Genomic DNA, 26,059 nt, shown 5'->3' with positions numbered 1-26,059 from the left:
GAGCCAGTATAGCGATTAGTGAACCGGCCTTCACGTAAATACGAAGGATGGATTTACGGGAACACACATCACCCGGTTCACATGCCAGTGACTTAAAACACAGCGCGTACGCCTACAGAGAAGTTGCGGCCCGGTAGCGGTGCCAAATCTTTCAGGAATGAAGTATGTACACGGGCCTCTTCATCAGTGATGTTATCTGCACGGGCAAATAAAACCCAATCGACCCCAGCTGAGGCGATATCGTATTCCACACTGGCGTTTAACAGCGTGTAGCCATCGGTAGCCGTTTCGTAAGGCGCGGTTTTGGTTTGCTCGTCATACCATTCAACGCCCACTTCACCACCGAGCGACTGCCCCTGATAACGCAAGGTCGAGCCTAAACGTAACGGTGGAATACGCGGTAAATCTTCATTATCGAGCTTGGCACGAATATAGTCGCCATAGGCTTCTATGCGCCACTCGTCTGAAATGTTGTAGAACACTTCCGCTTCGAAGCCGTAGAGATCAGCGTCAGACTGCTGGAAGTAATACACCGGTGTGCCTTCTTCTTCCTCGTGTTCGTGCTCGGCTCCTTCTTCAGCCAATTCCTCTTCATGTTCTTCAGAAATGGCCACTAATCCGGTGCCGCTTTCGTAAATGTAGTTGTCTACCTGGTTGTAAAACAGCGACGCGGTATAACCCCAATCCCCGTTGAATTTGCGGAACGTTAAATCCAGGTTGGTGCTGACTTCTTCGTTCACATCGCGCAGCGTGTCAGACAGTTCACCTTCATCATCTAATTGATAAACCAAACCCACTTCGTACGTGCGGGTGGCAATATGCTGACCACCAGAGAAAAGCTCTTGCTGGCTCGGCGCACGTTCATTGCGGGACAACGTTAACGCAGCAGAATAACCAGGCTGGTATTCCCAGTTTGCCCCGGCAGACAATGATACGCTGGTAAAGTCATAGTCCGGGAAGTTGAACGTCAGCGCTTCTTCATGTTCTTCTTCCTCATGCTCGTGTTCCTCTTCATCGAGGTGTTCAACATGAAGCTCTACGGTGGCATCGTCGGCATCGTATGAGGTGTTTTCCAAGCGTCCGCCTAGCTCAAAGGTCACATCGCCAACCTTCTTCTGTTCAATTAGGAACAGCGCCTGCGTATCCGTTGTTGTTGGCGGTGAAAAGGCTTCTTCCCCAATCGCTTCGTAGTCGCTGTTTGTCAATTGCATACCAAACACGCCGTGCCAGCCTGCAATGCCTGTGTGCGCGATGGTCAATTTGGCATTCACGCCTTCATTGTTAAACTGGGTACCGATTTCGCCATCTTCAATTTCAACATGACTGTAATCGGTGTAAGCGGCAGCAAAACGAATATTATCGATACCGTCAGTGGGTGAATGCCATTCGCCGGCCAATTGATAGCGTGTCATGTCCACATCAATTTTAGTGCCCTCTTCGGCGCCTTCCTCTTCTGCGGCTTCTTCCTCTTCTTCCTCATGATGATGGTGGTGGCCCGGCACGCCGTACAGGTTATCGAGCTTTTCTACTGAGAAGCCAATGTAGCCTTCATCCTGGATGTAGCTAATGCCCGCATTGAAGTCTGTGGTATCCATGTCTGTGCTACCCAGCGTACCGTAGGTAGCATCGTCATCAGGTTCAGCTTCAGAATAACCAGGAATATCAATGTCATCGGTCTTACGCTTGAATCCATCAAAATGGAATGCCACGTTGTCTTTGCCTGTGGTGACATCCACTTTGCCAAATTTGCCGTTATCCACGGTGCTGTAACGCAGTTCGGCTTCCCCTTCTGTGCCGTAAGGCATTTCTTGCGGAATACGTTTATCTACCACGTTGACCACACCACCAATGGCACCCGAGCCATATTGCAACGTTGCCGGGCCACGTAACACTTCCACCTGTGTCGCACTTGAGGTACTTGCTGCCACGTTATGATCAGGACCAATGCGCGATACATCGCCAACATCCAAACCATTTTGCACAATCTTCACACGGGGGCCACCAGCACCACGGATCACCGGACTGCTCGCCACCGGACCAAAATAAGAAGAATGCACACCCGGCATAGATTTCAGGGTTTCACCTAAAGTGGGCTCTTGCTTACGGCGTAACTCTTCTCCGCTGAGCACAGAAACCGGCGTTACGCTTTCGAGTACGGATGTTTGCATAGCGGTGGCGGTTACCACGATATTTTCTACTGATGCTGGTGCCAGCGTAAAATTCAGTTGTTGATTGCCAGAAACTGGCCCTAAATCTTTATCACCGTGGAGGTATTTGCTTGAAGACACATGAACATGTACATCCTTAGCGCTAATATCGGCCATGGTGTAAACGCCATTTTCATCCGTTAGCACGGTTCTACGCGAACCTTCTACTGACACCTCTGCGCCTTTAATTGGCGCACCTGACTCGTCGGTCACTTTACCTGTTATTGTCGTGGCGAACGCGCCACTACTGAACGCCGCTAGCACTGCTGCAGCAAGTAAGGAAGTTTTATACATGGAAATTTTCCGTCAACTACTTTTGGACTGTGGTGATGTTATAACATTTTCAACGGAAAGCAGCCGGAGGTCAATCCCTGTTCAACGCTGATAGCAGCATGTTATCGATGATATAACATTACACTATCAAGATATTGTTAGCCCTTCAGCACAAACTAATCAAATTAGGCCCGGGAAACCGGAAAAGTGATTACGTCTTGTATATGAGAAGCACCCAGTTTGAGCATCAATAAGCGATCGATACCGAGTGCCACACCGGCACAGTCGGGTAGTCCTGACGCCAGTGCGGAAAGGAAATGTTCATCTACGGGTAAAGGAGGTAAGCCAATTTCCTCACGTTTTACATTGTCGGCAAGAAAACGCTGGCGCTGCTCACTGGCATTCGCAAGTTCATAGAAACCATTAGCCAACTCAACGCCTTTAAAATACACCTCAAAGCGATCTGCTGTGCGTGGGTCGTTTAAATTAACTTTCGCGAGTGCAGCTTGTGATGCTGGAAAGCCATAGACAAAACAAGGTGAATGGACACCTATCACTGGCTCGATGTACAAACTGAAAAGTAGTTGCAGCAGCGTATCGGCATCGTCCGGAAGCCCGGCATTCATATCCAGGCCACACTCAATGGCTTTTTGTTGCAGCACCTCTACCGATGCCGTTAATGGGTCGACCGATAGCTGGTGTATAAACACGTCCTGATAACTGATCTTTTCTGCCGGAGCGGTATTCAACGTGGCCAGCAACAGTTCATCCACCTCCGCCATCAGTGCGTGATGGTCGAATCCGGTACGATACCATTCCAACATGGTAAATTCCGGATTGTGAAACCGCCCTGCCCCTTCGTGGCGAAACGCTTTGCAAATCTGATAGATAGAATCACTGCCCGCGCACAGCAAGCGCTTCATTGCATATTCTGGCGAGGTTTGCAGGTACAGCATTTCTGGTTTGCCTGTTTCGCTGTGAGAAAAAGCACTGGAAAAGGCTGCAAGATGCACGTCGGTAACGGTGCCGTGGCTTAACAGTGGAGTATCGACTTCCAACACATCGCGCTGATAGAAAAATTCGCGAATGGTGCGTAACAGTGCCGCGCGTTGGCGCAGGTTATCGAAGGCGGCGGTGGGCTGCCAGGCGTCAGAAGGTGTTTGCATAAGCGGGAGCTTGAAGTGAAAAAAGCAGACGGCGCAAGCGCGCCGTCAGGAATTGCTTATTTTTGTGCGCGAGACACATATTCGCCAGAGCGCGTGTCCACACGGATCACTTCGCCTGTCTGTACGAACAGAGGAACACGAACAACAGCGCCGGTAGACAGCGTTGCTGGTTTACCACCGGTACCTGCGGTATCGCCTTTCAGGCCAGGATCCGTTTCGGTAATTTCCAGCTCTACGAAGTTAGGCGGAGAAACAGTGATAGGCGCGCCATTCCACAACGTGATGGTGCACACATCATTCTCTTTTAACCATTTAACGTTTTCGCCAACCGCTTTTTCATCTGCCGCGATTTGTTCGAATGTATCGTTATTCATAAAGTGGTAGAATTCGCCGTCGGTGTACAGATAGGCCAATTCCGTATCCATCACGTCAGCGCCTTCTACTGTTTCACCAGAGCGGAACGTTTTTTCAAGGACTTTACCGGAAATAAGTTTACGGATTTTAACGCGGTTAAATGCCTGACCCTTTCCTGGTTTTACGTATTCGTTTTCAAGAATGTTACAAGGTTCGCCGTCAAGCATGATCTTGAGGCCGCCTTTGAATTCGTTAGTGCTGTAAAAAGCCATATTTTTCTCTGCCAATACATAAGGTGTAAATACGAAGTGGCGCAAATAATACCTAAAAATAGGCTGTCTGTAGAGACAAACTGGCAAAAAGATCTTGCAATGGCGTTTACTCGCCCGGAAGACCTGTTGAACTACCTCGATCTCGATACTGAGCACCTTGGTCACCACGGTGCTGCCAGACGATTATTTCCCATGCGTGTTCCCCGCCACTTTGCATCATTGATGGAGAAAGGCAACTGGCACGACCCTTTATTGCGCCAGGTGATGCCGCTGACAGATGAGTTTGAAGCAGCCCCCGGTTACAGTGCTGATCCGCTGGAAGAGCACGACACGGCTGGGAAGGGGCTACTACACAAATATCAAAGCCGGGTTTTGCTGATTGTGCGTGGCGGCTGTGCGGTGAACTGTCGCTATTGTTTCCGTCGTCATTTTCCCTACGCTGAAAACGCGGTGAGCAAACGGGAGTGGACGGAAGCCCTGGCGTACATTGCTGCCGATAAAAACATCAACGAAGTGATTTTCTCTGGCGGCGATCCACTCATGGCCAAAGATGACCACTTGAGCTGGCTAGCCAATAAAATAGCGCGCATTCTCCACGTGCGTCGCTTGCGTATTCACACCCGCTTACCCGTAGTGATGCCAGAGCGGCTCGATAGCGCGTTTGTTAACTGGATAAGTGAGCTGCCCATACCGGTTATCATGGTACTGCATGCTAACCACGCCAACGAATTCAGTGCATTATTATCAGAACGCCTTAACCTGCTGCGCAAGGCGGGCGTCACGTTACTTAATCAGTCGGTGTTGCTTAAAGGGGTGAATGATTCTGAAGATGCCTTGGTTGATTTACAAGAAGCGTCTTTCCAGGCAGGGGTAATGCCGTATTATTTATTTCAGTTAGATAAAGTACTCGGCGCCGCCCACTTCGAGGTGTCCGATGATAAAGCCAAAATGCTGATGGCCGGAATGATAAAGCGCCTGCCGGGGTATCTGGTACCGAAACTCACTAGGGAGATTGGCGGCCAGCCCGGCAAAACGCCTGTCGACTTACAATTACACCCTTAAATCACGCGTAAGTATCTACGTTGGCACCCAACGACGGATTCCCGGATGATGGTTTTGGTACGTCAGCGGCCGATTCCAACAGCTGAAGCGAAGCTTTTCCCTCTTGTTGCTGCTGGCTTTTTGCCAGCTTCAGAGAGGCCAACTCAAGCGACGCACCGGATGTACCAGAGGCACCTGCACCTTGTATATCCATACCAGTTTCCTTTGTTGCTTGTAGCAAGATAAAAAAGTGGGCAGAATTGCCCACCTCTCAGTGTTATCGACCATACTTTAAACAACTTTAGCAGAATTTCGGAGAACCATGCAGGCGATCAACGACCAACTTCAGGACACTTTGCAGACTCTGCACCGTAAAGCCATTGATGCAGATGCATTTCTTGATCAATTACAGCAGTCTCAAAAAGGAAAATTTCAGGCCATTTTTACCGAGGAAAGTGGTTTTGAAACCAGCTCAAAGCGATTCTCCCCCTATGTCGAAGAAATCGCCAGAGACTGGCAAGCCATAAAAGACAGCGACGAAGCCACGTTTAAGGCTGGCCTCGCCCCGCTGGTAAAGAAAATTGAGCTGGCGTTAACTACCCTGGCTCAGTTTCAGGCTGTAGGAAAACAATAGAGCCGCATATTGGCCGCAGCGATGTTGGCGCGCTCTGTCAGTTATCTAACTGATAGAGCGCAATAGTGGCAAGACGCGCTTTAATTTTGGCAACCTCATCAAGATAGTCGTTACTGTCAACGGCACCAAATTTGTCTTCGAACTGGGTTTTCGATAACCCTTCTGCCAAACCATCTATGGGCGGCATAATCACGCTGTCGTCGTGCATCTCTGACAACATTTTTTGCACTTCCTGGGCATGCTTGGGCGATGTAGCGACCTCAGCAAATTCGACACCTGCCATATCTGCACTTAGATCAACAAACGAATAACCACTGCCACCAATGGCGCGGTCCATTAACTCTTTGAATTCGCCAATGGCCAGCGTTACACCCTGCTCACTGAGAATTTTAAGCGCTGCCGAAATGAGAAAATGCCGGGCAAGATCGTTCCTGCCGCGGAGCAGTGGCGGTGTGAGTGGTTTTAACGCTTTTTCTGCATCGGGTTGCACATCACCAACAAAATTCGCTACCCGGTGATGGCCGATAAAAATCGCTAATGCCAGAATAGCCGCTTTATTATGTTCGGCGGCATCTTCTGGCGAACTGCGCTGCGCTGCGCGCTTCATTGTCAGTCGGATAAAATCGATCGCCGGTTGCGGCGTATCGGCCAAAGTAATGTCTTGCCAGGCAATATACTGAAGATAATAAGCCGTCATATCCCGAAGTTCGTCGTCCTGATCCACTGACAGACCATTTTTCACTTCGTTAAGCTGACGCAGAAAGCCATCCATAGGGCGTAATGACACCAAGATTTCTTCATTGCTCATGCTGACTTTTTCTATTTGCTCGCGAGCCTGCGTGGCAATATTGCTCTGCGTCCAACGGTTAACAAGCCATTCAGCGAGGCCTACGGCCATGCCGCCGGGAATGTGGAGGTCGCCCACCTTCACTTGCTCAAGCACAAAGGCATTGGCAGGCAACAACGTGGCATCAATATTCAGATAACCGTCGAACAATTCTATCGGAATGGCAATACTTGCTTGCACCCGTGTAGCGTCTGGCGTGACTGACACTTTCCCTCTAAAACCGGCGGTCGCGCGTTGAAGAAACCCGACAATAGCATCCAGTTGTTGCGAGCTTATGGTAATCGTGTGGGCCTGATGCCGGTCTGTCACACTGGATTCCAGTTGCGCTAATAAGTCATGAACGGTGTCGGCATCGGCAACCTGCTCCGCTGCTTTAACATCAACTTTAGGTTCAGTTTCGACCATTAATACCACGATGCTTGTTAGCGCCAACAAACAAAGCAAAAAAAGAATGATCAGACCACGTATTATGCGCAAGAAATTCGCCTTTTTAATTATCAAAGCTCATCGTATTTTTTAAGAATTCGCCAACAAATTCAATGCTACCAATGACTAAACTGCCTAGCGTTCCATCATCCACCAGGCTTGCAAGGACGGATATTGTGCTGTTGCGCCAGAAAAATCGTGCTGCGCAGAATGGCTAGTAGGAATAACCACGCAGCTGGCCCCTGCGGCTAGCGCCGAACGCATACCGTGTTCCGTATCTTCAACGGCAACACATTCTTGGGGTTTTCGGCCCAGCATTTTCATGGCTTTAAGGTAGCAATCCGGAGCGGGTTTACTGTGCTCCACATCCTCAACCGTTACCGTAACTGAAATCATATGCCGAATACCCCGGGCATCCAGCGTTCGTTCCACTGATTGACGACTTCCGCCCGTAACGATAGCCAGTTGGAACCCGCTTTGATAACACTTCTTGATGGTGTCGACGGCATGAGGCATTAACGGGAAGGGTTGTTTGGCGAGGTACGCATTGGAACGCGCATGTTTAATAGCGGCCAATTGCTCAGGTGAAACGCTCAGCGAAAATGCATTCACCGCATCAACAGCATTTTGTGAAACGGGAATCCCCGCCATGACATCTGCGTAAAACACTTCTGATATTTCTACTCCGTAGTCGCGAAGCACACTTTGCCAGAGCGTAAAATGGACCTGTTCGGAATCAATCAAGGTGCCGTCGTGATCAAACAAAATAGCACGGGTGTTTTTGTTAACTGCGCGTTGACTGGCCATAAATTCCGGCTCCGCTTAATAAGACCTTTAGTTGATATCTACAATACCTGTTTTTTTTCACAAATCATTACCCATTCATCGCATTGATATTGAATTGCATCGGGTTATGCATCAGATTACCACCCTGTATCACGGAGTCCGATACGCTTCTCTTCACTTTGGATATCAAATGGATTTGTTAACTCTGACAATCAGCACTGCAATGTTCAGTGCGATGACAGCTGCCGCCTTGGTGTCGCTGTACATCACAAATAAAACGAACAAAGCGATGTGCGATTGGGCTATTGCCGGTGTTCTGTTCTTCGGCTGTAACCTCTCAATTCTTGTATCGACGTTTTTCACGCTTCCCTGGTTGTTATCGCCGGTGCTTTCTAATGTGATGTATATCGCCGCCCACGGATTCATTTTCAGCGGCATTGTTCGACATACTCGCAATGAAAATGCTTACCTCACCATCGCTTCTATCTGTGCCATGGTGTTTCTGATTCAGTTTGCTCCCCTTGTAAGTGAAAGTGTTACCTTTCGGTTCCTCGCTATTCTGCCAATGATGATGGCCTTAAATGGGCTATCGCTTTTTCATCTTTGGCGTTTTAGAAACTCTTCACTGGGAAAAGGATATTGGGCTGCGGGATGCGCACTTTCCCTATTTATTGTTTATACGCTCGTCCATATGGGCATGGTGCTGTCCTACCCGGAAAAACTAAAGTATCTCGGTGATGACATTGTGCAAACAACAAACTTGCTGGCCACCACCTTATACGATGCAGGAATTACGCTTGGGGTGATATTTATTCATGCATGGCATCGTGAAACGACACTTAGAAACCTTTCTCGAACTGATGCCCTTTCAGGATGGTATAACCGTCATGCACTGAACGAATTTGCCGCCCGGGAGTTTGCCCGCTGTCAACGCGACAAAACCACGTTTGCTTTTGTGACTTTCGATATCGATTATTTTAAAACGGTAAACGACACCTACGGCCATTTGATTGGCGACCATGCTTTGAAACATATCGCTAGCGTGGCAAAAGACGCCACCCGAGAATACGACTATCATTTTCGCCACGGCGGCGAGGAGTTCGTGTTAATGTTTTCGGGCCTGCAAATCAACGACATTGAAGTCGTCGCTGAAAGAGTGCGTCGAGCAATTCATGCCGCGCCGTTTGTCACCCCCACAGACACCATTCCCCTTTCCGTTAGCTTGGGCATTGCCGCCATGGAGCCGGACGACCTGAATTGGCACGTAGTGCTGGAAAGGGCTGACAATGCGATGTACCGCGCTAAGAAAGGGGGGCGTAACAAAGCCGAACGGTTTAATCAGCACAAACTGTCGCTGGTTAAAGCATAACGAGATGATATGGCCTCAGAAAAAGTAACGCTGCTACACATTGTCCTAGCAAGAAAGCGACTCACTGAGTCGCTTGCTTCATGTTGAAAAACGCCTGCACGACCCCGTTCGTCCAGCCAAAGCCATGTAATTTTTGTTATCTAAGAGTGGGATGTTGCAATCCAAGAATGACTGCGCGAATTTTCTTCGCCATCAGAATATCCAGCTTACTCCATGGAGCGCCTTTGTCACCGGAAGTTTCAGACCACTTTTTGAATGAATTTCGAGGCATAATTAAGCCATTTTCATCTGCTTTTAAGATTGATTTATCGGGATTGCCTGCCCAAACATTTGTAATAACCTCTGCCTGTCGAAGAACCATAGCGGTGATTCCAGAACGCTCAAAGCTCTCGCGCATTACCAGCACACCACGAATGGGAAAGTTCGCTTGTGGCTGCGCAATATATTCGCGAATATCGGTGATATCAGTCACATTCCCGAGTAAATGTTTATCAACTGCATATTTCAACAAGACCAGGTATTCCCGCCAGGATGACAAGCCACAAAATTCATAGTCGTCACCTTGAAACACCACCACCCCTTTGCAGCTAAACATGGTTTTAATTGACTCTGCCAGCAATTTTAATTGTGTATCTTCGTCTGCGTTTGTAAGGACTAGGCTGAGACGACTAGTCGCTGCTTCAGCCATTCGCAACCACTTCAATCGTTCACCCGCAATAAAGGCTCCAAAGCTACTGCTGAAAGAAGCGACTAAACGCTCAGTTTCATTTCGCTGCGTTACGTCAACCTTTAACGGCGTAGGGTGATGACAGGCAATTAATCCCCATAGCTCTCCGGATACAATAACCGGAATAGAAAGCGAAGCTTGCACCTGCATATTGCTCAGATATTCAATATGCACTGGCGAAACACTACGTAAATCTGAATAGGTTAAGTCCGGTACACTTTCTTTCAGACCAACAATATCGACGGCTTCAGACGTTGCATCGGGAATGAGTCGCGAGGGATTCAGAAAATAAAGTCGCCTGGCAATAGCAGGGATGTCTGAGGCAGGGAATTTCAGCCCTTGATATAAGGTGCGATTATCTTTACTGCATTCTGCCACAACTTCGCCAATCCAGCTTTCCTCAAACCGATAAAGCATTACTCGATTAAATGGTAAATATTGATTGATGACAGAAGTTAGATAATTAAAATAATTCGGCTCAGTCCAATCACCCTGCAACGATCGGTATGAGATAGCATCCTGATGTGAATAGCGAGAGGTAGAAGCACTCCGCTCCTGTGATTCAATTTCTACGTTGATCGCGTTGTCAGCACGGATTAATCGAAAATACAACGGTTCACCCGCACTATTGTTCTTGATATCTAATAAGCGAGAGCCAAGAACATCAGGCAAATCAGACAATACTCCCAAAGGAAACCAGGGCAAATCTCTTATCGACTTCCCGAGTATATCTTCGAAAGGCATATCGCAGAACTGGGAAATATTCTTACTGACATGAGTAACCACGTTTGACGTCGGGTCAATGCGCAAAAAAGCCCCAAAGGGCTGAATCTGCCCTGATAGGTGGAGCTTTTCTGACTCGCATTGTTCCATAACTATCCCGTGGATTTAATCAACTCTCGGAATTCTTGGGCAGGCATGGGGCGGAAGAAGTGATAGCCCTGCACGACATCACAATTTTCCTGCTGTAGAATGTCCAACTGCGCTTTTGTTTCTACACCCTCGGCAACCACTTTCAAACCCAGTGCATGGCCCATTCGAATAATCGTTGTGGTAATGGCACGATCATCTTGCTCTTGTACCATGCCACGAATAAAGCTTTGATCAATCTTTAATTCATTTATCGGCAATTTGCGCAAGTAAGTTAGCGATGACTGACCAACACCAAAATCATCTACGCTAATACTCATGCCCATGTCGCTGAGCATACTAAGAGTCTCGATGCTTTTCTCCACCTTTTCCATCAAGGCAGTTTCAGTTACTTCGATGGTAAACACTTCCGGTTTAACGCAGAAATCATCTAGCAGCAATTTAGCTTGAGTAATAAAGCGATTATTTTTTAGCTGTTTCGAAGAAACATTAACTGAAATGTTGGGGACACTTAGCCCATCTTCCTGCCAACTGCGTACGTCAGAAAGAATCTTAGACAATACATGCAGTCCGATTTCATCAATAAGCCGCCCTTTCTCAGCGACTTCAATGAATGCACTCGGTGAAGTAAGCTCTAGCGCGCCATTATGGCCTCGCAATAATGCTTCGGCGCCAATCACATTACCTGTTTTAGTATCAACTTGGGGTTGATAAACCACTTCAAACAAGCTTTCTTTTAAAGCATCCCGCAACGACTGCTCTATTTGCATCTTCTCTTCAGCATCGCTGCGCATTTGTTCGGTAAAGTACTGATACTGATTACGGCCGAGTTCCTTGGCCCGGTACATTGCCGTATCGGCATTTTTCAGTAGAGCGAAATTCGTATCACCATCAGCGGGATAAATAGCAATGCCCATACTGGCCGAGACAAAGAGTGTATGTTCAATAATTTCAAAGGGTGAACTCAATGTTTTGATTATGCGGTCGGATACGTCCTTAATTTCGCTTAGCTCTTCAGCACTTACCACCGCAACAAATTCGTCGCCTCCCATACGGGCAAGAATATCGGTATCTCTGATGCATTTGCGCAGCCGCTTAGCAACCTGCCTGAGTAACTCATCACCGATATCATGGCCTAGACTGTCGTTGATATTTTTAAAATCATCGAGATCAAAAAACAACACGGCACATAAGGTTTCCTGTCGTCGAGCATGGCTGAGCATCAGATCTAACCGTTCCATCAGCAGATTGCGACTGGGCAATTTGGTAAGTTCATCGTGGGTAGCCAGAAACTCTATTTTGCGCTGCACGCTTTTTATTTCGTTGATATCGCTATAAGTGGCGACGTAATTCACTACACTGCCACTGGCATCTTTCACCACATTGATAGTTAGCCACATAGTAAGGTCTTCGCCAGACTTCCGTCGGTTGATAATTTCGCCCTGCCAATAGCCCATCGTTTCCAGCGCGAAATACATGTTTTCAAAGAACCCCTTGGAATGCTGACCGGAAGCCAGCTTACGAGGATTTAAACCAGAAAGCTCACTGATTGAATAGCCGAGAAAATCGGTAAAAGCCTGGTTGGCGGTAACGATATTTGCTGAACTGTCGGTAATAAGAATGGCCTCTCCAGCTCGATCAAACAGTTTACCGGCAAGTTTAAGTTGATCATTCGCATGTCGTGCCCCAGAAATATCATTGGCCTGGGTACAGATTGATTTTATTGTGCCTTCACTGTCGAACACCGGAAAACGCACGCTTTCTAATATTACTTTCCCCTTAGGACCAAAAACTTCATCGACAGTTTTGCGCGGTAAAAGGGTTCGCATTGTCTCTAAATCGCGCTCGCGCAGGTCTCTAGCTACCGCCTCATCAAACAACTGCTTGTCAGTTTTTCCAATAACCTCTTCGTTATTTAAGCCAAACAGCTCTTCAAAGCGTGCATTAACAAACTCGTAGCGACCGGTGGCGTCTTTCAATGCCACCAGTGATAACGAGTTGTTCATAATAGCCAGTAGCTGTTCCTGACTTTTCTCAACCCGATGATGCGCTTTAACGAGTTCAGAATTATTTATGAGTGCAACAATCAAGCAACTCGACTTCTTATCGATTCCGGTGACCGGTGTTATGAACACGTTGTACGTTTCATCAATGCTAGGCTGAATAATGAAGTTCATTTTCCCGCCGCCGCTAAGCGTTTCACGCATACGCCTTTCAATATCGGTGAAGTAATCAGGAAGGTTCATTTCGTGGATAGATTTTTTATAAATTCCCACATTCAGGTGAAACTTTCGGTTTGCAATATCATTGCTACGCTTTAATCGCAGGTCAGTATCGAAAACAAAGAATGGGAAATCAATGGTGTTGTAGGTACTTTCCAGCTCCATATTGATCATAGAAAGCTCTGAAGTTTTGCGCGCGTTTTCTTCATTTACGCTAAGCAATTCTTCGTTTGTTGAGTGGAGCTCTTCATTGGTGGCTTCCAACTCTTCGTTGTTTGCCTGCAACTCTTCATTAGCAGCTTGCACTTCTTCATTCAGCGCTTGCATTTCCTCTGCAGACGCCGCCATTTCCTCCGTCAGTGTTTGCAATTGCTCGCGGGCTGCCAGTAACTCACCAACATCTTCGCTTTGGGTGTTTAATTGCGTATCGGTGGTGTTTTTTCCTTTTGAGAAATGCACCAGAAACCTTTCTGAATCAATACCGTAAACAGGCATGATTGTCATGTACCACTGCTCATCGGAGCCAGTTTCGATGGCATGAGACTGGCTTTTCACCTTATCCCCTGTACGTTTTGCTTTTGCAACGCCTGCCACCAGTTCGGCTGAAAAAGCATGAGCAATAAGCTTCGTCAGGTTCGATTCTGGAGCACCATCGGGAATATGAATAAAGGGTTTGATGTTGCCGTGATTTTGTAACACCTTAAAGTTTTCGTTGATGAGCATACATGGGCTTGCCAGCACCAACGCGGCTTCTATCAGTGCGGCTTTATTGTAATCCACAGCATTTGTTTGCTTTGCAGGCTGTCTTTCTGACTGCGCCCCCATTCTGGGCAAACTCGGCTTTTCATTGGATAAACTGGCTCTGAAGATGCGGGATTTTCTATCTACTGGCACAAACAGCTCATCTTTCAATCCGATGGACTCTGATTTACCAAGGAATAGAATTCCCCCAGTATTTAGGGCATATCTCAGAATAGACAGCACGCGGGCCTGTAAATCGACATTGAAATAAATCATGACGTTGCGGAACGTCACCATATCGAGGTGAAGAAATGGCGGATCTCGGGTAATGTCTTGTCTGGAAAAGGTAATGCGCTCTCGTAACTTCTTCTTAGCGGTATACGTGTTGCTACTATAGTGGAAGTACTTTTCCAGAATATCGTTGTCTACTGCATTAACAGCGTGTGCGCTATAACACCCTTTCCTAGCAATTTGTAACGCCTGATCATCAATATCGGTAGCAAAAACTCTTAAATCTGAGGTTTTATTTTGTTTCTTTAATTCGTCGATGAACAAAATAGCGATAGAGTACGCTTCTTCTCCGGTAGCGCAGCCCGGCACCCATACTCTTATGCTATCTTCATTTTTCTTATCTCTGACTATTTCACTGATGTAGTACTTGATGTCTTTGAATGCCGTGCTATCTCTGAAGAAATTAGTCACTGATATCAATAGTTCTTTTGAGAGTGCATGAATTTCTTCAGTATTCTCTTTGAGGATCTCAAGATAGGCTTCAAGTGTTGCCGTATTGGTATAAATAACTCGACGATTAATCCGTCGCAACAGCGTTGAGCGTTTATAAAATCCAAAATCTATCTTGGTTTCTGCGCGAATCAGTTCAAACATGGTGTTTAGCAACTTTTCCCGCACATCATGGGATTTTGGAAGAAAGTCATCACTGATATTATTAACGAAATTCGCAACTTCATTAGCCATCGCATCCGGTGAAACAATTTTGTCTACGGGCATAGCGGAGATAGCAGATGAAGGCATACCATCGTATTTAGCCGAATCAGGGTCTTGCACGATGGTGAAGCCACCCACACTTTTAACCGCCTTTAAACCGAGCGTGCCGTCGCTCCCCGTACCGGAAAGTATAATACCGATGGCATGGTCACCAATTTCATCGGCAAGACTTTCAAGTAATACATTAACGGAAGGCTTTGGCGAAATTTGTACGGGTTCATTTTGCAGGTAAATATGACCGTTGCGATAACGAATATGATTGCCTGAGGGCGCAATATAGATTTTGCCTTTTTCTACACGACAGCCATCGGTGATTTCAATGACCGGGAGCGGGGTTTCTCTAGACAGGATTTCTGCCATCTGGCTTTTATGGCTGGGAGACAGATGTTGAGCAATGATAAACGATACATTTAATTCCGGCGGTATATTGCTGACTAACTCAATAAGTGCCTCAATACCACCCGCCGATGAACCAATGCCAGCGATAAAAGGTAAGCTGGTGTCGTGAACCATTACTGTCTCCCTCAGTAACTGCACGTTTAAACAGTCACCCTCTCCGTTTGATTTTGATTAGAACTTTTAAATTTCTAATTTCAACAATAATGTTGAATATATACTATGCTACACGACCACTTGCATCGCTACTCATTTATAGTAAGCAATATTCGAGGATTTAGAGATACTTCACTAACAAAGCGTGTTTTTCGCCCGAAACTGAATAGCAAACTCCACCCCCTCTCCTTCAACACTGGTACATTTGATACTGCCGCCGAGGGCGCTGGTAATGATGTTATAAGTAATATTAAGCCCTAACCCTGTGCCGCCCTTTCCGCGATTAGTGGTAAAAAACGGGTCGAAGATTTTCTGCAAATTTTCTTTGCTGATGCCTTTGCCATCATCTTTATACACGATCGATATTTCACCTTCTTCGTGCTCGCGAATTTGCAGATAGATGCTGCCGCCAGTACTTTCGCTAAACCCGTGATTGATTGAGTTAACAATCAAGTTAGTTAGCACTTGTGCGAGTAAGCCGGGGTTGGTCATAATTTGAATGTCATCGGGGCAATCCAGCGACACTTTTGCCTGGCCTTTTCTGACGACGGAAGCCAAGCTTGAAATCACCTCTTCACAATACACCTTAAAGTTTATCTCCCGATCTTCTTCCGATGTCTGGTCTACGGCAACTTGTTTGAAGCTTTTCACTAACTGTGCCGTGCGCTGCAGGTTCTTCTTTACCAATTCAGATAGCTCGTTGGCCATTGAAAGGAATTCCTCGAAGTCGTCCTCCGTTATGGCCCCTTCCTCATACCGCTGCGCTATATCCCGGCTTTCCTCCATGAGTTGTGTTGTGCCGGTTAGCGCGATTCCTACAGGGGTGTTAATTTCATGGGCAACACCGGCTACTAACGACCCCAAACTCGCCATTTTTTCCGATTCAACCAGCTTCTCCTGTGTCTGCTGCAGGTTTTCCAGCATATCTTCCAGTTCGTGATTCGATGTTTTTACTTCATCGAAACTCCGTTGAAGCGCAATTTCCAGCTCCTTCTTCTCTGAAATATCTCGGGTACTCGCATAGAGTACCTCTTGGTCTTCAACCGTAATCTTAAACAACACAATTTCACACCAAAACTCAGTGCCATCAAGCTTCTGATGCATCCACTCAAAACGTATCTTTCCTTCTGAGAAGGCCGTTTGGATAATTGCCGTCGCTTTATTCAGTGATGTTTGACCATCGGGCTGGTATTCAGGAGAAATATCGATGGGCGTAATGCCAATGACTTCGCTTTTCTCCTTGAAACCAAACAGCTCGACAAAGGCCGGATTACAATCGATATAGGCTTCTTTGGTTAACAGGCACAAGCCATCTAATGAATCATTAAACAGTGTTTCGAAGGTGAGCTTTTGCTTATGCGTTTCGAGTTCGAGCAACTTTTTTTCGGAAATATCCCGCCAGCTAGTATGAATCACATCTTCACCATCCAGCGTCATTTTTGTCAGCAACACATCCGCCCAGAATTCCGTGCCATCCACTTTTATATGCACCCACTCAAAACGTGTACAACCTAAATCGATGCATTGACTAATCATTATTTCTGCTTTTTCAGCAGATGACATGCCGTCAGGTTGGAACGGCGGGGAAAACTCAGCAGGCGTATGACCAACAAATTGTTCAGGTCGTGTTGCGCCGACGATATTCAGCATTGATTGATTACAATCGACAAAAATGTCGTTTTTAAGAATTGCCAGCCCGTCCATGGAGTCTCTAAATACAGTTTCAAACCCACTCTGATCACTCATCTTTTACTTTCCATTCGGTTTTTCACTTAGCGCCATCAACAAAGCCTCATTGACAGTGAATTTACGCGTTCATCTACGAGACAGGACTACCAATAAAACCTAGCAGAGAAGCGCAAAACCGCCAGTGTTTACAAGCCTGGATGGTGGTGACGCGCCGAGTAAAGACTGCTACAGTCAGTGCAATATTCTTCACAGGTTTAAAGTAATGCTTACATGGCAAGCCATTCATTTTTCAGACTTATCTACAACGCAGGTCTTTAACATTATGAAGGAACGGGTTGATGTCTTTGTGGTGGAACAAAGCTGCCCGTACCCGGAACTGGATGAAAAAGATATCCATCCCGATACGCTTCATCTTGTGGGCTTTGCCAACAATGAGATAGCCGCTTACGCCCGTTTGCTGCCGCCAGGACTAAGCTTTCCCTCGGTGAGTATTGGACGCGTATTAACGGTAGCCCGTCATCGCGGAAATGGACTGGGGCACGAACTAATCGGTAAAGCCCTCGAAGTATGCGAGCAAACATGGCCAGGACTAAGCATTGAAATCGGCGCTCAGGAATACCTCGCCGCCTATTATAAAAAATATGGTTTCGAAGCCACCTCCACCATGTATATGGAAGATGGTATTCCGCATATTGATATGAAATTGACGAAGTGAAGGTTTAAGGTTTAATCACAGAATAGAAAAGCCGGTCATATCAATCATAACCGGCTTCCAATATTGTCAGATAAAAAGTCTTTATCGATCAGAAGGTAAGACGAGCGCCCAGATAGAACCGTCGAGGCTCAACCCAGTCGATATCTTCACCGAACTCATAACCTAAATCTCCGGCTACAACGTCCATTTGTTGAATACCCGCTTGGTCGTCAAGCACGTTAAAGATATCCAGGAAGAATTCTGCTTTAGCAAAATCAAATTCATAGGTGTATTTCACCCGAACATCCAAGGTACCGTAGGAGTCACTTTCCTGACTACCCACGACGCCTTCTTGCGCCCAGCGGTCGCTGTAACCACCAAAGTCATAAGCTTCATCTACACGTAAAGGGACATGACGGCTATACAAAAGAGAAGTGGCACTGTAGGTGAAACCTGAATTCCAGTTATACACTGCCCCGACTTCAATACCGTTGTCGAAATAGTAAGTACCATAAGCTTTGAACAGGTACTCAATATTACCCGGCTGATCACCATACATGCCCGGCGCACGAGGGTCCATCCAGATTAAGTCACCCTGTAAGTCAGCATTACTGTCTGAGTTGGTGTTACCCGCTGCATCGTTATAAGTTAATGACGCATAAGCCTGCCAGTTATCAATACGGTTACGACGGAAAGAAATTTCATAACCCTTATAGTCACGCTCACCGCCTTCCAACGTGGCAATAACGTAGTTCGAATCAGGAATTTCATCGTAACCAAAGTAAGATAATGGTAGTTCCAGCGACGTACCCGCAAGATCCTGTGTATATACGCCCAAGTCGTAGTCTTCGAGGATATCGCGTGTTTTACGTTCAGTGTAGGTTACTTCGACTGCGTACTCTTCGTTAAGCGCCGTGGCATAACCGATCATGTATTCGTCGGTGTAAGGTGTTTTTGTGGTTGGCGCGAAGAACGCATCCTGACCACTCTCGCCACCACGGGTACGGAATGTTAACCAACGGTCGCCTGCATATATTTGCTCTTCACGAACCGGCCCTGTCACGTTACCAGCAAAGTTTGTCATATTGGTACGAACAGGATCGTAATAACGACCGTAGAAACCAAATACCTTGCTGGCGCCATCACCGAACAAATCATAAGACAAGCTTAGACGCGGCGCGATTTCCCAGTCGAAAGTGGCAATCTTGGCATCGTTAGATCCATAGTGTTCCCACTTCTCGGCACGAATACCGGCGGTAATAGAAAGTTGGTCCAAAGTGAGCGTGTCTTGAACGTATGCCGTTTGCCCTTCACTTCTCATCTCTACCGGTGCTGTTTGCGTCATGATAATACGATAAACATTAACATCGCCGGTGGGATTGCCCGCCGTACTATTGAATACCAAACTCGCCAGTTCGTCAGACGAAATAACGCCACTGCCGTCTGTGTCGAGCAGCCCCTGGTAATAGCTGTAATCGGCTGAACCTTCCATGTTTTCGATGATGCGTGCGTAGTCGCCTTCGGAAAGATCGATAGTCCCCTGCCACCCGATACCAGATGTGTAACTTCCCAGCGTGGCACCAGCGCTGTTTGCACCAATTGAAGTGTACTGACCATCACCGGTATAAGTAGAGTCCTGCTCCAAGGTATTTTTTACTAAACCGTAACCGGCTTCAATGGTGTGAAGGCCATAGGAGGTGTCATAATAATAAGTAAGATCAGCGTTGTATTGTTCACGATTACGGTGCTGCTCGTTGTTGGTTCCCAACCCACCCTGGTCCGTTTCTTCCTGGGTAGCATCGTAATTCAAGTAAGCGATATCGTTTCGGGTGTCAGTATACGCGGCGTTTACGGAGCTCTCTTTTTCATGCTTTGATGCTTTCAGTGAAACAATTAAATCATCCCATGAGTGAGTATATTCAATTTTGTAGTTGTCACCGCCGTACTTATTTGATGAGTCCCGGTTGTTCAATACATTAGGATCGCTCGAACCGGATACTTCTCGTGGATCGTTAAACCACGACACTTCCAGCATATCACGATCGGTGGCTTGCCATGTGAGCTTAAAAAAGCCCAAATCAGAATCCTCTTCGACTGAACGAGCGAAAACACCATCTTCGGTATACAAATCGTCTTGTCGGTTTTTCTTTTGATAGGAGGCAAAAAACCACAGTTCATCTTTGATAATCGGACCACCGAGGGTAACGGCCGTATCGTATGTTGAGAATTGCGCACCTTCAGTGTGATCGTTGTCACCTACCAGGCTGTCGTTCTGCAGATAATAGTTCACCGAACCACTGAATTCATTACCGCCAGACTTGGTATTTACGATAGAAACCAGACCGGTACCACCCGCATACTTTGCAGGAATACCGCCGGTGAGTACCCGCTGTTCCTGAATAATTTCTGAGTTAATATTCGAACCAAAGCCACCTGAGTTCGCATCCGTGGTATCGATGCCGTCGAGATAGTAAACGTTATCGCTAGAGCTTCCTATCGTTCCCCCAATATCAGAATAGTTCACACCCGATTTAGACGATGGGTTACCAGAAGCTGAAGGCTTGGTACCGGGTGCAAGTTGAAGATAGCTTTGATAATCACGACCGGTAGGTAACGATTCAGTGAGATCTAACGTAATATCCATACCAACCGTAGATGACGTGGTATCGATATAGGTAGCAGTTCTGCTGCCGGTTACGGCAATTTTTTCATAGTCTTGCTCGGAGGTGGCAAGGATATAATCGAGTTCGAAAACCTTGTCCGAAACAACGATGACATTCTCTTTATTGACGGTGAGGTAACCATCCTCTTCAATTGAGATTGTATAGTTGCGTGCGGGGTCTAACGCAGCAACGCGAAGTAAACCATTTTCATCTGTCGTCGCGGTTCTTGATGTAAGTGTGTCAGGAGATTTAACCGATACGGTTGCACCTGCTACAGGTAAGCCATCTGAATTCGTCACCTGAATTTTTAATGTACCACCTGCTGCATAAACCTGGCTTGATAATGCCAACAAGCTTGCAACACTTGCTGCCACGAGTGTTTTTCTGTGTTTCATTATTATTTCCCTGTAGTTATTTATTAACTTTTGCTTTTTATTATTTTTATTTTGTGTCCAGGTTCACACATTTATAATTATCGCTGGCATTTTTAATTGTCAATTAGGAATGTAAAGATCGAGCAAAATAAAATCAAAAAAGCATTTCCACCTCAGAAAAAACGCACTTTAACTTTTTTAATCTTTTTTCTTCTAGATTAATTATCGAGTCGTAAAAGCTTATTAAATCAAAATGAAATATTATTAAAACCATATATATTCATACACTTATAAATTTCATCTAACTTAATGACTTGATTCTTCCGAAATGATTAAATTTTACTTAACAGCTTATTAAGCAATGTAGAGTAAGACAAAAGTCATATTAATAATTTTTAGAGAATTATTCTGATAACATTTTTAAAACAATTAAAAAGATATTTATTCAAGGTTCAGAAAACAAAAAACCCGGTGATTAAACCGGGTTTTAAAAGATACCTGTGATGAATATTCGTTTTACGACACCACTTCAGCCATGTTGCCTTTGCTTTCTAGCCAGGTTTTACGGTCACCGGAACGCTTCTTAGCAAGTAACATATCCATCATTTCCAGCATGGACGTGTCATCATCTATGGTGAGTTGCACTAAACGGCGTGTGTTAGGGTCCATCGTAGTTTCACGCAACTGAAGCGGGTTCATCTCACCCAAACCTTTAAAGCGTTGAACATTCACCTTGCCCCGTTTTTTCTCAGCTTCAATACGGTCCAGAATGCCCTGCTTTTCGCTTTCATCCAGCGCGTAATACACCTCTTTACCTACGTCGATACGGAATAGCGGCGGCATAGCAACATACACGTGACCTGCATTAACAAGGGCACGGAAATGGCGTACAAACAGGGCACACAGCAAGGTAGCAATGTGCAGTCCGTCGGAATCGGCATCGGCAAGAATACAAATTTTACCGTAACGTAAACCGGATAAATCGTAAGAGTCGGGGTCGATACCCAGAGCGACGGAAATATCGTGGATTTCCTGCGAACCGAGTACTTGTGAGGAATCCACTTCCCAGCTATTTAGGATTTTACCCCGTAGCGGCATGATGGCCTGAAACTCACGGTCGCGGGCTTGCTTAGCAGAACCACCGGCTGAATCCCCTTCCACCAAAAAGAGTTCTGACTGGGAGATATCTTGCGAGGAGCAATCGGTAAGCTTACCTGGCAGCGCGGGCCCCTGTGTTACCTTTTTACGAGCCACTTTCTTATTCTGGCGCAAACGACGCTGAGCATTACTGATACACATTTCAGCCAGCGCTTCGGCGATATCAGTATGCTGGTTCAGCCACAGACTAAACGCATCTTTTACCACACCGGAAACAAAGGCAGAGGCCTGACGGCTGGAAAGTCGCTCCTTTGTCTGACCAGCAAACTGTGGGTCCTGCATTTTGGTCGACAGTATGTAAGCACAGCGATCCCAAATATCATCTGGAGACAGCTTCACGCCCCGTGGCATTAGGTTGCGGAATTCACAGAACTCGCGCATAGACTCCAACAAGCCCTGACGTAAACCATTAACGTGGGTCCCGCCCTGCGCGGTAGGAATAAGGTTCACATAGCTTTCAGTAACCAGTTCACCACCTTCCGGCAGCCAGATTACTGCCCAGTCAGCCGCTTCCGTGTTACTAGAAAACGCGCCAACAAACGGCGAATCTGCGGGTACGGTTTCAAACTCCTGTACCGATTGATACAGGTAATCTTTCAGTCCATCTTCAAAGTGCCATTCGGTACTTTCGCCGCTTATTTTGTTATCGAAGCGAATGCGCAGGCCGGGGCATAGAACCGCTTTTGCACGAAGGTTGTGCACAAGACGTGATACCGAGAATTTTGCCGAATCGAAATATTGCGGATCGGGCCAGAATCGCACCCGTGTACCGGTATTGCGACGACCACAGGTATCGATAACACGCAATTCTTCAACTTTGTCACCATTGGCGAAGTCTATCTGATACACGTTGCTGTCGCGGCGGATAACCACTTCCACACGGGTAGACAAGGCATTTACCACCGAAATACCTACGCCGTGTAAACCACCAGAGAACGCGTAGTTTTTATTGGAAAATTTACCGCCCGCGTGCAGTTTGGACATGATCAGTTCCACACCGGAAATTTTCTCTTCCGGGTGAATATCCACCGGCATACCACGACCGTCGTCGATAACTTCCAGTGACTGGTCTTCATGCAGGATTACTTTAATATTTGTAGCATGCCCGGCCAGTGCTTCATCCACACTGTTATCAATCACTTCCTGACCTAAGTGGTTAGGACGCATAGTGTCAGTGTACATGCCGGGACGGCGTTTCACCGGCTCCAGCCCATTAAGGACTTCAATCGCTTCGGAATTATACTGGTTCGACATAAGACTGCTTTTTTTAAAGATAGACGCTAATTATTATAGACACTGGCGTGTCACGATTTTTACTCGATGTTAGCAGGCATCAGGGAGCCGGGCAATTCCTCAACGCGCACTGTTTTAGCGGCCGTCGAGAAACTCAAAGATGGCGGGCAGATGTTTGTCGTAGTCCACAAAGCTGTGGTCACCACCGTGTTCAATTAACAGACTACTGCGCGCATATCTTGCTCTTGCCTGCCGGTAATCGAGTGTTTCATCACCGGTTTGCAATAACACCATGTAGTTTTCCGGGTGCGCCAGTTGCTCATGTTCCAGCGCTTTCAGCACAGCCATGTCTTCTTTTACAATTGAAAACGGCTCGCGGGTATACGGATTAACGTGTTCACCAACAAAATCGATTAGCAACTCATAAGGACGCACTGCCGGATTGACCAATACCGCTTTGCCGCCAAACTGCTCTACCAGCCAACTGGAAAGGTAACCGCCCATGGAGCTACCGATGGCCCGTAAGCCATTTTCTAATAACTGTGGATGATTCTTCAAATACGCTTTTAATTGCTCGCCCACTTCCGACGGGTAGTTCGATAGCTGAGGAATGTGCAGCGTAATATCTGGGCGGTGTTCAGTACACCAAGCCAGCGTTTGCTGCGCTTTGACGGATTTTGGGGAACTTAAAAAACCATGCAGGTACAACACGTGGCTCACTGATCGACTCTCCTGATTGTTGATGTCCATTTGCCGTCGGGCGACAGGCTAATTTCTCTGAAACCTGGCGCCGCGTCGTCTACAGCAAACTCGGGCGCTAAATCCCATTGCCAACAGGTAGACGGCACCGATACTACGGGCACACCCGCAAATGTAGTTTCAGTTTCGGCATGAATGTGGCCATGGATAATACCGGCAATTTGCGGGTAGTTCGACAGCCAGGCTTTCAGGGCATCGGCATTTTCCAGCAAATGCTTGTCCATCCAACTATTAGTGATTACTGGGTTATGGTGTAGCGCCAGTAAATGACTGGCCTTCTGATGAGCAACAATATCATTACCCACCGCAGCTAACTCCTCGCTTTGCACCTTGCCTCTGGCGTCGACGAAACGGGTATCGAGCCCGTGGATACGCCACTCTCCTAACGTCCAGCTACGTCCCGCCTCTAGCACATTACCACTAAACGATGGCAGGAATTGGGTATTGCTGTCGTGATTTCCTGCTATTACCCGCCAGTCACAGGCAGGCAAGTAGCGAGACATCAGTGTAATAAAGTGGCCATAGCTTTCAGGGCTGTCATCACCGCTGATATCGCCGGTAGCGATGAGGGCTTGAGGCGGGTTTTGCGCTATCAGCGACAGTACCCGCTCTAGACTTTCATAAGGGTTCACATCGTAAAGGGCGAGCTGTGTATCCGCCAGTAAATGGCAGTCAGATATCTGAACGAGGCGCATTACACCGGCGCTGACACAGTCGGCTTATTCTTCATGCAGAATTGTAGCCACTCAGCGAGAAAGATATTAATCATCAGCTTTTCGTTGCGCTGACGCATTTTGTTGTTCGGGTATTCGTAAGACGGCGCAAAGGCCCCGGTATTTTGACTGGTGATCACTTCCGCCATACGCGCATCGTGATACAAACGCACCGACATCGACGGTTTCATATAATCGGGGGCGCCCGCGTTATTTTGTTCGATGGTGAGTGTAGAGGTGTATCTCGCAGACTCATCAATGCGGATCTGGTAGGTGAAGCGGTCGGCAATAGTAAATTGATAAACAAGCGTTTCCGTATCACAATCCGGCAGCAGCTTCATTAGACGGCTGTAATTCAGCTCGCACAATGCCTGCATGCTTGGTAAATGTGGTACGTATTTTCGCGTTGTCTGACTCAAACCTGACTCCAGTCTTTCAATAGCTTTTGTTTATGCATGAAGAACCATTGTAGCGCAATTATGGTTGCTGCGTTGTCAATGCGGCCACTTTCCAGCCATTCAAGGGCATCTTCTTCAGCAACACGATGTACGCGAATATCTTCACCTTCGTGATCCAGGCCGTGAATGCCGCTGGCCGTGGTGGAATCGGTAGTGGCCATAAAAATATGAATACGCTCTGTGGTACCGCCTGGGCTGGCCAGATAACTCATCGCACGGGTCACGTTCTGCAAGGTAATACCAGCTTCTTCCTCAGCTTCTCGACAGCAAACGTCGTGGATGGTCTCACCCTCATCGATCACTCCGGCAATCACTTCAATTAGCCAGGGATTATCGCTGGTCGCCAGCGCACCTATGCGAATTTGCTCAATAAGCACAAATTCTTTGGTGACAGGATCGTAGGGTAATACTGCAACCGCATGGCCGCGCTCAAAGATTTCTCGTTTAACGATATCACTCCAGCCTCCGGCAAAAAGTCGGTGCCGGAAATCGTAACGCACCATCTTGAAGAACCCCTGATAAAGTGGGGTTTTTGCTTCAATCTGTATATCGTTTGAGTTAAATGTCTCGATTTTTTTGTTCATTTACATTCACTCTCGCATGTAAAAGACATATTATACTGTCCGAACTAATTTTAATCAGGCAGGCAATATTGAGGTTGTCTGGCAAATTCCACACTTTAGCTTATTAGCGGAAAGTGGTGGTAACATATTCTGTTACAGTTAAACATGCCCTGTTACCAGAACAGACTACCGGTTTACGAAGTGATTTCATACACTTCATTACATTATGAAAACGTAGGCCGTCAATAATTACAGGAAGGCAC

General features: G+C 46.8%; 19 protein-coding genes. 4 read left to right on the top strand and 15 right to left on the bottom strand.

Translation table 11 applies throughout. The annotated features are described in order from the left end of the window. Positions 1-92 precede the first annotated feature (92 nt). The 3 genes from ACXAFQ_RS12850 to efp all read right to left on the bottom strand — a co-directional run bounded on the left by ACXAFQ_RS12850 (position 93) and on the right by efp (position 4,272). Positions 93-2,501: a TonB-dependent receptor gene (locus tag ACXAFQ_RS12850; RefSeq protein WP_474822777.1), complete on the bottom strand. Its 2,409-nt coding sequence runs from the start codon at positions 2,499-2,501 to the stop codon at positions 93-95. 164 nt (positions 2,502-2,665) lie between these two features. Continuing rightward, positions 2,666-3,646 carry an elongation factor P--(R)-beta-lysine ligase gene (gene epmA / locus ACXAFQ_RS12845; RefSeq protein ID WP_474822773.1) on the bottom strand — a complete coding sequence of 327 codons (981 nt, stop codon included), beginning with the start codon at positions 3,644-3,646 and terminating at the stop codon, positions 2,666-2,668. Positions 3,647-3,702: 56 nt separating this feature from the next. Further along, complete coding sequence (gene efp / locus ACXAFQ_RS12840) at positions 3,703-4,272, bottom strand: elongation factor P (RefSeq protein ID WP_070123762.1); 570 nt, start codon at positions 4,270-4,272, stop codon at positions 3,703-3,705. A gap of 36 nt (positions 4,273-4,308) precedes the next feature. On the opposite strand from efp, the gene epmB reads away from it, so the two are divergent. Further along, complete coding sequence (gene epmB / locus ACXAFQ_RS12835) at positions 4,309-5,334, top strand: EF-P beta-lysylation protein EpmB (protein ID WP_474822768.1); 1,026 nt, start codon at positions 4,309-4,311, stop codon at positions 5,332-5,334. 1 nt (position 5,335) lies between these two features. On the opposite strand, the gene ACXAFQ_RS12830 is transcribed toward epmB, so the two are convergent. Next, complete coding sequence (locus ACXAFQ_RS12830) at positions 5,336-5,527, bottom strand: hypothetical protein (protein WP_070123760.1); 192 nt, start codon at positions 5,525-5,527, stop codon at positions 5,336-5,338. Positions 5,528-5,635: 108 nt separating this feature from the next. On the opposite strand from ACXAFQ_RS12830, the gene ACXAFQ_RS12825 reads away from it, so the two are divergent. Beyond that, positions 5,636-5,947 carry a hypothetical protein gene (locus tag ACXAFQ_RS12825; protein ID WP_474822764.1) on the top strand — a complete coding sequence of 104 codons (312 nt, stop codon included), beginning with the start codon at positions 5,636-5,638 and terminating at the stop codon, positions 5,945-5,947. Positions 5,948-5,984: 37 nt separating this feature from the next. Here the strand turns inward: ACXAFQ_RS12825 and ACXAFQ_RS12820 are convergent, their stop codons facing one another. Continuing rightward, positions 5,985-7,271 carry a hypothetical protein gene (locus tag ACXAFQ_RS12820; protein WP_474822761.1) on the bottom strand — a complete coding sequence of 429 codons (1,287 nt, stop codon included), beginning with the start codon at positions 7,269-7,271 and terminating at the stop codon, positions 5,985-5,987. Positions 7,272-7,355: 84 nt separating this feature from the next. Further along, positions 7,356-8,027: an HAD family hydrolase gene (locus ACXAFQ_RS12815; protein ID WP_474822757.1), complete on the bottom strand. Its 672-nt coding sequence runs from the start codon at positions 8,025-8,027 to the stop codon at positions 7,356-7,358. A gap of 169 nt (positions 8,028-8,196) precedes the next feature. Here ACXAFQ_RS12815 and ACXAFQ_RS12810 point away from each other — a divergent pair, with 169 nt between their 5' ends. Then, positions 8,197-9,375 carry a GGDEF domain-containing protein gene (locus ACXAFQ_RS12810; RefSeq protein WP_474822754.1) on the top strand — a complete coding sequence of 393 codons (1,179 nt, stop codon included), beginning with the start codon at positions 8,197-8,199 and terminating at the stop codon, positions 9,373-9,375. A 136-nt stretch (positions 9,376-9,511) separates the two neighbouring features. Here the strand turns inward: ACXAFQ_RS12810 and ACXAFQ_RS12805 are convergent, their stop codons facing one another. From ACXAFQ_RS12805 to ACXAFQ_RS12795, 3 genes are all read right to left on the bottom strand, one after another. After that, entirely contained in the window at positions 9,512-10,975 is a 1,464-nt protein-coding gene (locus ACXAFQ_RS12805; protein ID WP_474822752.1) for a GAF domain-containing protein, read from the bottom strand. Positions 10,976-10,977: 2 nt separating this feature from the next. Next, the gene (locus ACXAFQ_RS12800) at positions 10,978-15,453 is read right to left on the bottom strand and encodes an EAL domain-containing protein (protein ID WP_474822748.1); all 4,476 of its coding nucleotides are present in this window, start codon (positions 15,451-15,453) and stop codon (positions 10,978-10,980) included. Between the two features lie 174 nt (positions 15,454-15,627). Then, entirely contained in the window at positions 15,628-17,238 is a 1,611-nt protein-coding gene (locus tag ACXAFQ_RS12795; protein WP_474822745.1) for a PAS domain-containing sensor histidine kinase, read from the bottom strand. 205 nt (positions 17,239-17,443) lie between these two features. Between ACXAFQ_RS12795 and ACXAFQ_RS12790 the strand changes: the two genes are divergently transcribed. Beyond that, entirely contained in the window at positions 17,444-17,896 is a 453-nt protein-coding gene (locus ACXAFQ_RS12790) for a GNAT family N-acetyltransferase (protein ID WP_474822741.1), read from the top strand. Between the two features lie 88 nt (positions 17,897-17,984). Here the strand turns inward: ACXAFQ_RS12790 and ACXAFQ_RS12785 are convergent, their stop codons facing one another. From ACXAFQ_RS12785 to nudF, 6 genes are all read right to left on the bottom strand, one after another. After that, the gene (locus tag ACXAFQ_RS12785; RefSeq protein WP_474822738.1) at positions 17,985-20,933 is read right to left on the bottom strand and encodes a TonB-dependent receptor; all 2,949 of its coding nucleotides are present in this window, start codon (positions 20,931-20,933) and stop codon (positions 17,985-17,987) included. A gap of 495 nt (positions 20,934-21,428) precedes the next feature. Further along, positions 21,429-23,324 carry a DNA topoisomerase IV subunit B gene (gene parE / locus ACXAFQ_RS12780; RefSeq protein WP_474822736.1) on the bottom strand — a complete coding sequence of 632 codons (1,896 nt, stop codon included), beginning with the start codon at positions 23,322-23,324 and terminating at the stop codon, positions 21,429-21,431. Between the two features lie 114 nt (positions 23,325-23,438). After that, a complete protein-coding gene (locus tag ACXAFQ_RS12775; protein WP_474822734.1) occupies positions 23,439-24,023 on the bottom strand; it encodes a YqiA/YcfP family alpha/beta fold hydrolase in 585 nt (194 codons plus the stop codon). Further along, on the bottom strand, positions 24,020-24,757 hold the full coding sequence (locus ACXAFQ_RS12770) for a metallophosphoesterase family protein (protein ID WP_474822730.1): 738 nt from the start codon (positions 24,755-24,757) through the stop codon (positions 24,020-24,022). Before ACXAFQ_RS12770 ends, ACXAFQ_RS12775 begins: the two co-directional genes overlap by 4 nt. Continuing rightward, positions 24,757-25,152 carry a DUF1249 domain-containing protein gene (locus ACXAFQ_RS12765; protein ID WP_070125514.1) on the bottom strand — a complete coding sequence of 132 codons (396 nt, stop codon included), beginning with the start codon at positions 25,150-25,152 and terminating at the stop codon, positions 24,757-24,759. The genes ACXAFQ_RS12770 and ACXAFQ_RS12765 overlap by 1 nt, the downstream gene beginning before the upstream one ends. Before the next feature lie 38 nt (positions 25,153-25,190). Continuing rightward, positions 25,191-25,817: an ADP-ribose diphosphatase gene (gene nudF, locus ACXAFQ_RS12760; RefSeq protein ID WP_474822726.1), complete on the bottom strand. Its 627-nt coding sequence runs from the start codon at positions 25,815-25,817 to the stop codon at positions 25,191-25,193. Positions 25,818-26,059: the final 242 nt, after the last annotated feature.

This window comes from Alteromonas sp. ABH2_165, assembly GCF_056159945.1.
This window is presented reverse-complemented; position numbering and strand designations above follow the sequence as displayed.

Bases quoted from the DNA above. Each gene is read 5' to 3' on its own strand.
- ACXAFQ_RS12850 (WP_474822777.1), bottom strand. From the start codon at position 2,501: ATGTATAAAACTTCCTTACTTGCTGCAGCAGTGCTAGCGGCGTTCAGT.
- epmA (WP_474822773.1), bottom strand. From the start codon at position 3,646: ATGCAAACACCTTCTGACGCCTGGCAGCCCACCGCCGCCTTCGATAAC.
- efp (WP_070123762.1), bottom strand. From the start codon at position 4,272: ATGGCTTTTTACAGCACTAACGAATTCAAAGGCGGCCTCAAGATCATG.
- ACXAFQ_RS12830 (WP_070123760.1), bottom strand. From the start codon at position 5,527: ATGGATATACAAGGTGCAGGTGCCTCTGGTACATCCGGTGCGTCGCTT.
- ACXAFQ_RS12825 (WP_474822764.1), top strand. From the start codon at position 5,636: ATGCAGGCGATCAACGACCAACTTCAGGACACTTTGCAGACTCTGCAC.
- ACXAFQ_RS12815 (WP_474822757.1), bottom strand. From the start codon at position 8,027: ATGGCCAGTCAACGCGCAGTTAACAAAAACACCCGTGCTATTTTGTTT.
- ACXAFQ_RS12810 (WP_474822754.1), top strand. From the start codon at position 8,197: ATGGATTTGTTAACTCTGACAATCAGCACTGCAATGTTCAGTGCGATG.
- ACXAFQ_RS12805 (WP_474822752.1), bottom strand. From the start codon at position 10,975: ATGGAACAATGCGAGTCAGAAAAGCTCCACCTATCAGGGCAGATTCAG.
- ACXAFQ_RS12800 (WP_474822748.1), bottom strand. From the start codon at position 15,453: ATGGTTCACGACACCAGCTTACCTTTTATCGCTGGCATTGGTTCATCG.
- ACXAFQ_RS12795 (WP_474822745.1), bottom strand. From the start codon at position 17,238: ATGAGTGATCAGAGTGGGTTTGAAACTGTATTTAGAGACTCCATGGAC.
- ACXAFQ_RS12790 (WP_474822741.1), top strand. From the start codon at position 17,444: ATGCTTACATGGCAAGCCATTCATTTTTCAGACTTATCTACAACGCAG.
- ACXAFQ_RS12785 (WP_474822738.1), bottom strand. From the start codon at position 20,933: ATGAAACACAGAAAAACACTCGTGGCAGCAAGTGTTGCAAGCTTGTTG.
- parE (WP_474822736.1), bottom strand. From the start codon at position 23,324: ATGTCGAACCAGTATAATTCCGAAGCGATTGAAGTCCTTAATGGGCTG.
- ACXAFQ_RS12770 (WP_474822730.1), bottom strand. From the start codon at position 24,757: ATGCGCCTCGTTCAGATATCTGACTGCCATTTACTGGCGGATACACAG.
- ACXAFQ_RS12765 (WP_070125514.1), bottom strand. From the start codon at position 25,152: ATGCAGGCATTGTGCGAGCTGAATTACAGCCGTCTAATGAAGCTGCTG.
- nudF (WP_474822726.1), bottom strand. From the start codon at position 25,817: ATGAACAAAAAAATCGAGACATTTAACTCAAACGATATACAGATTGAA.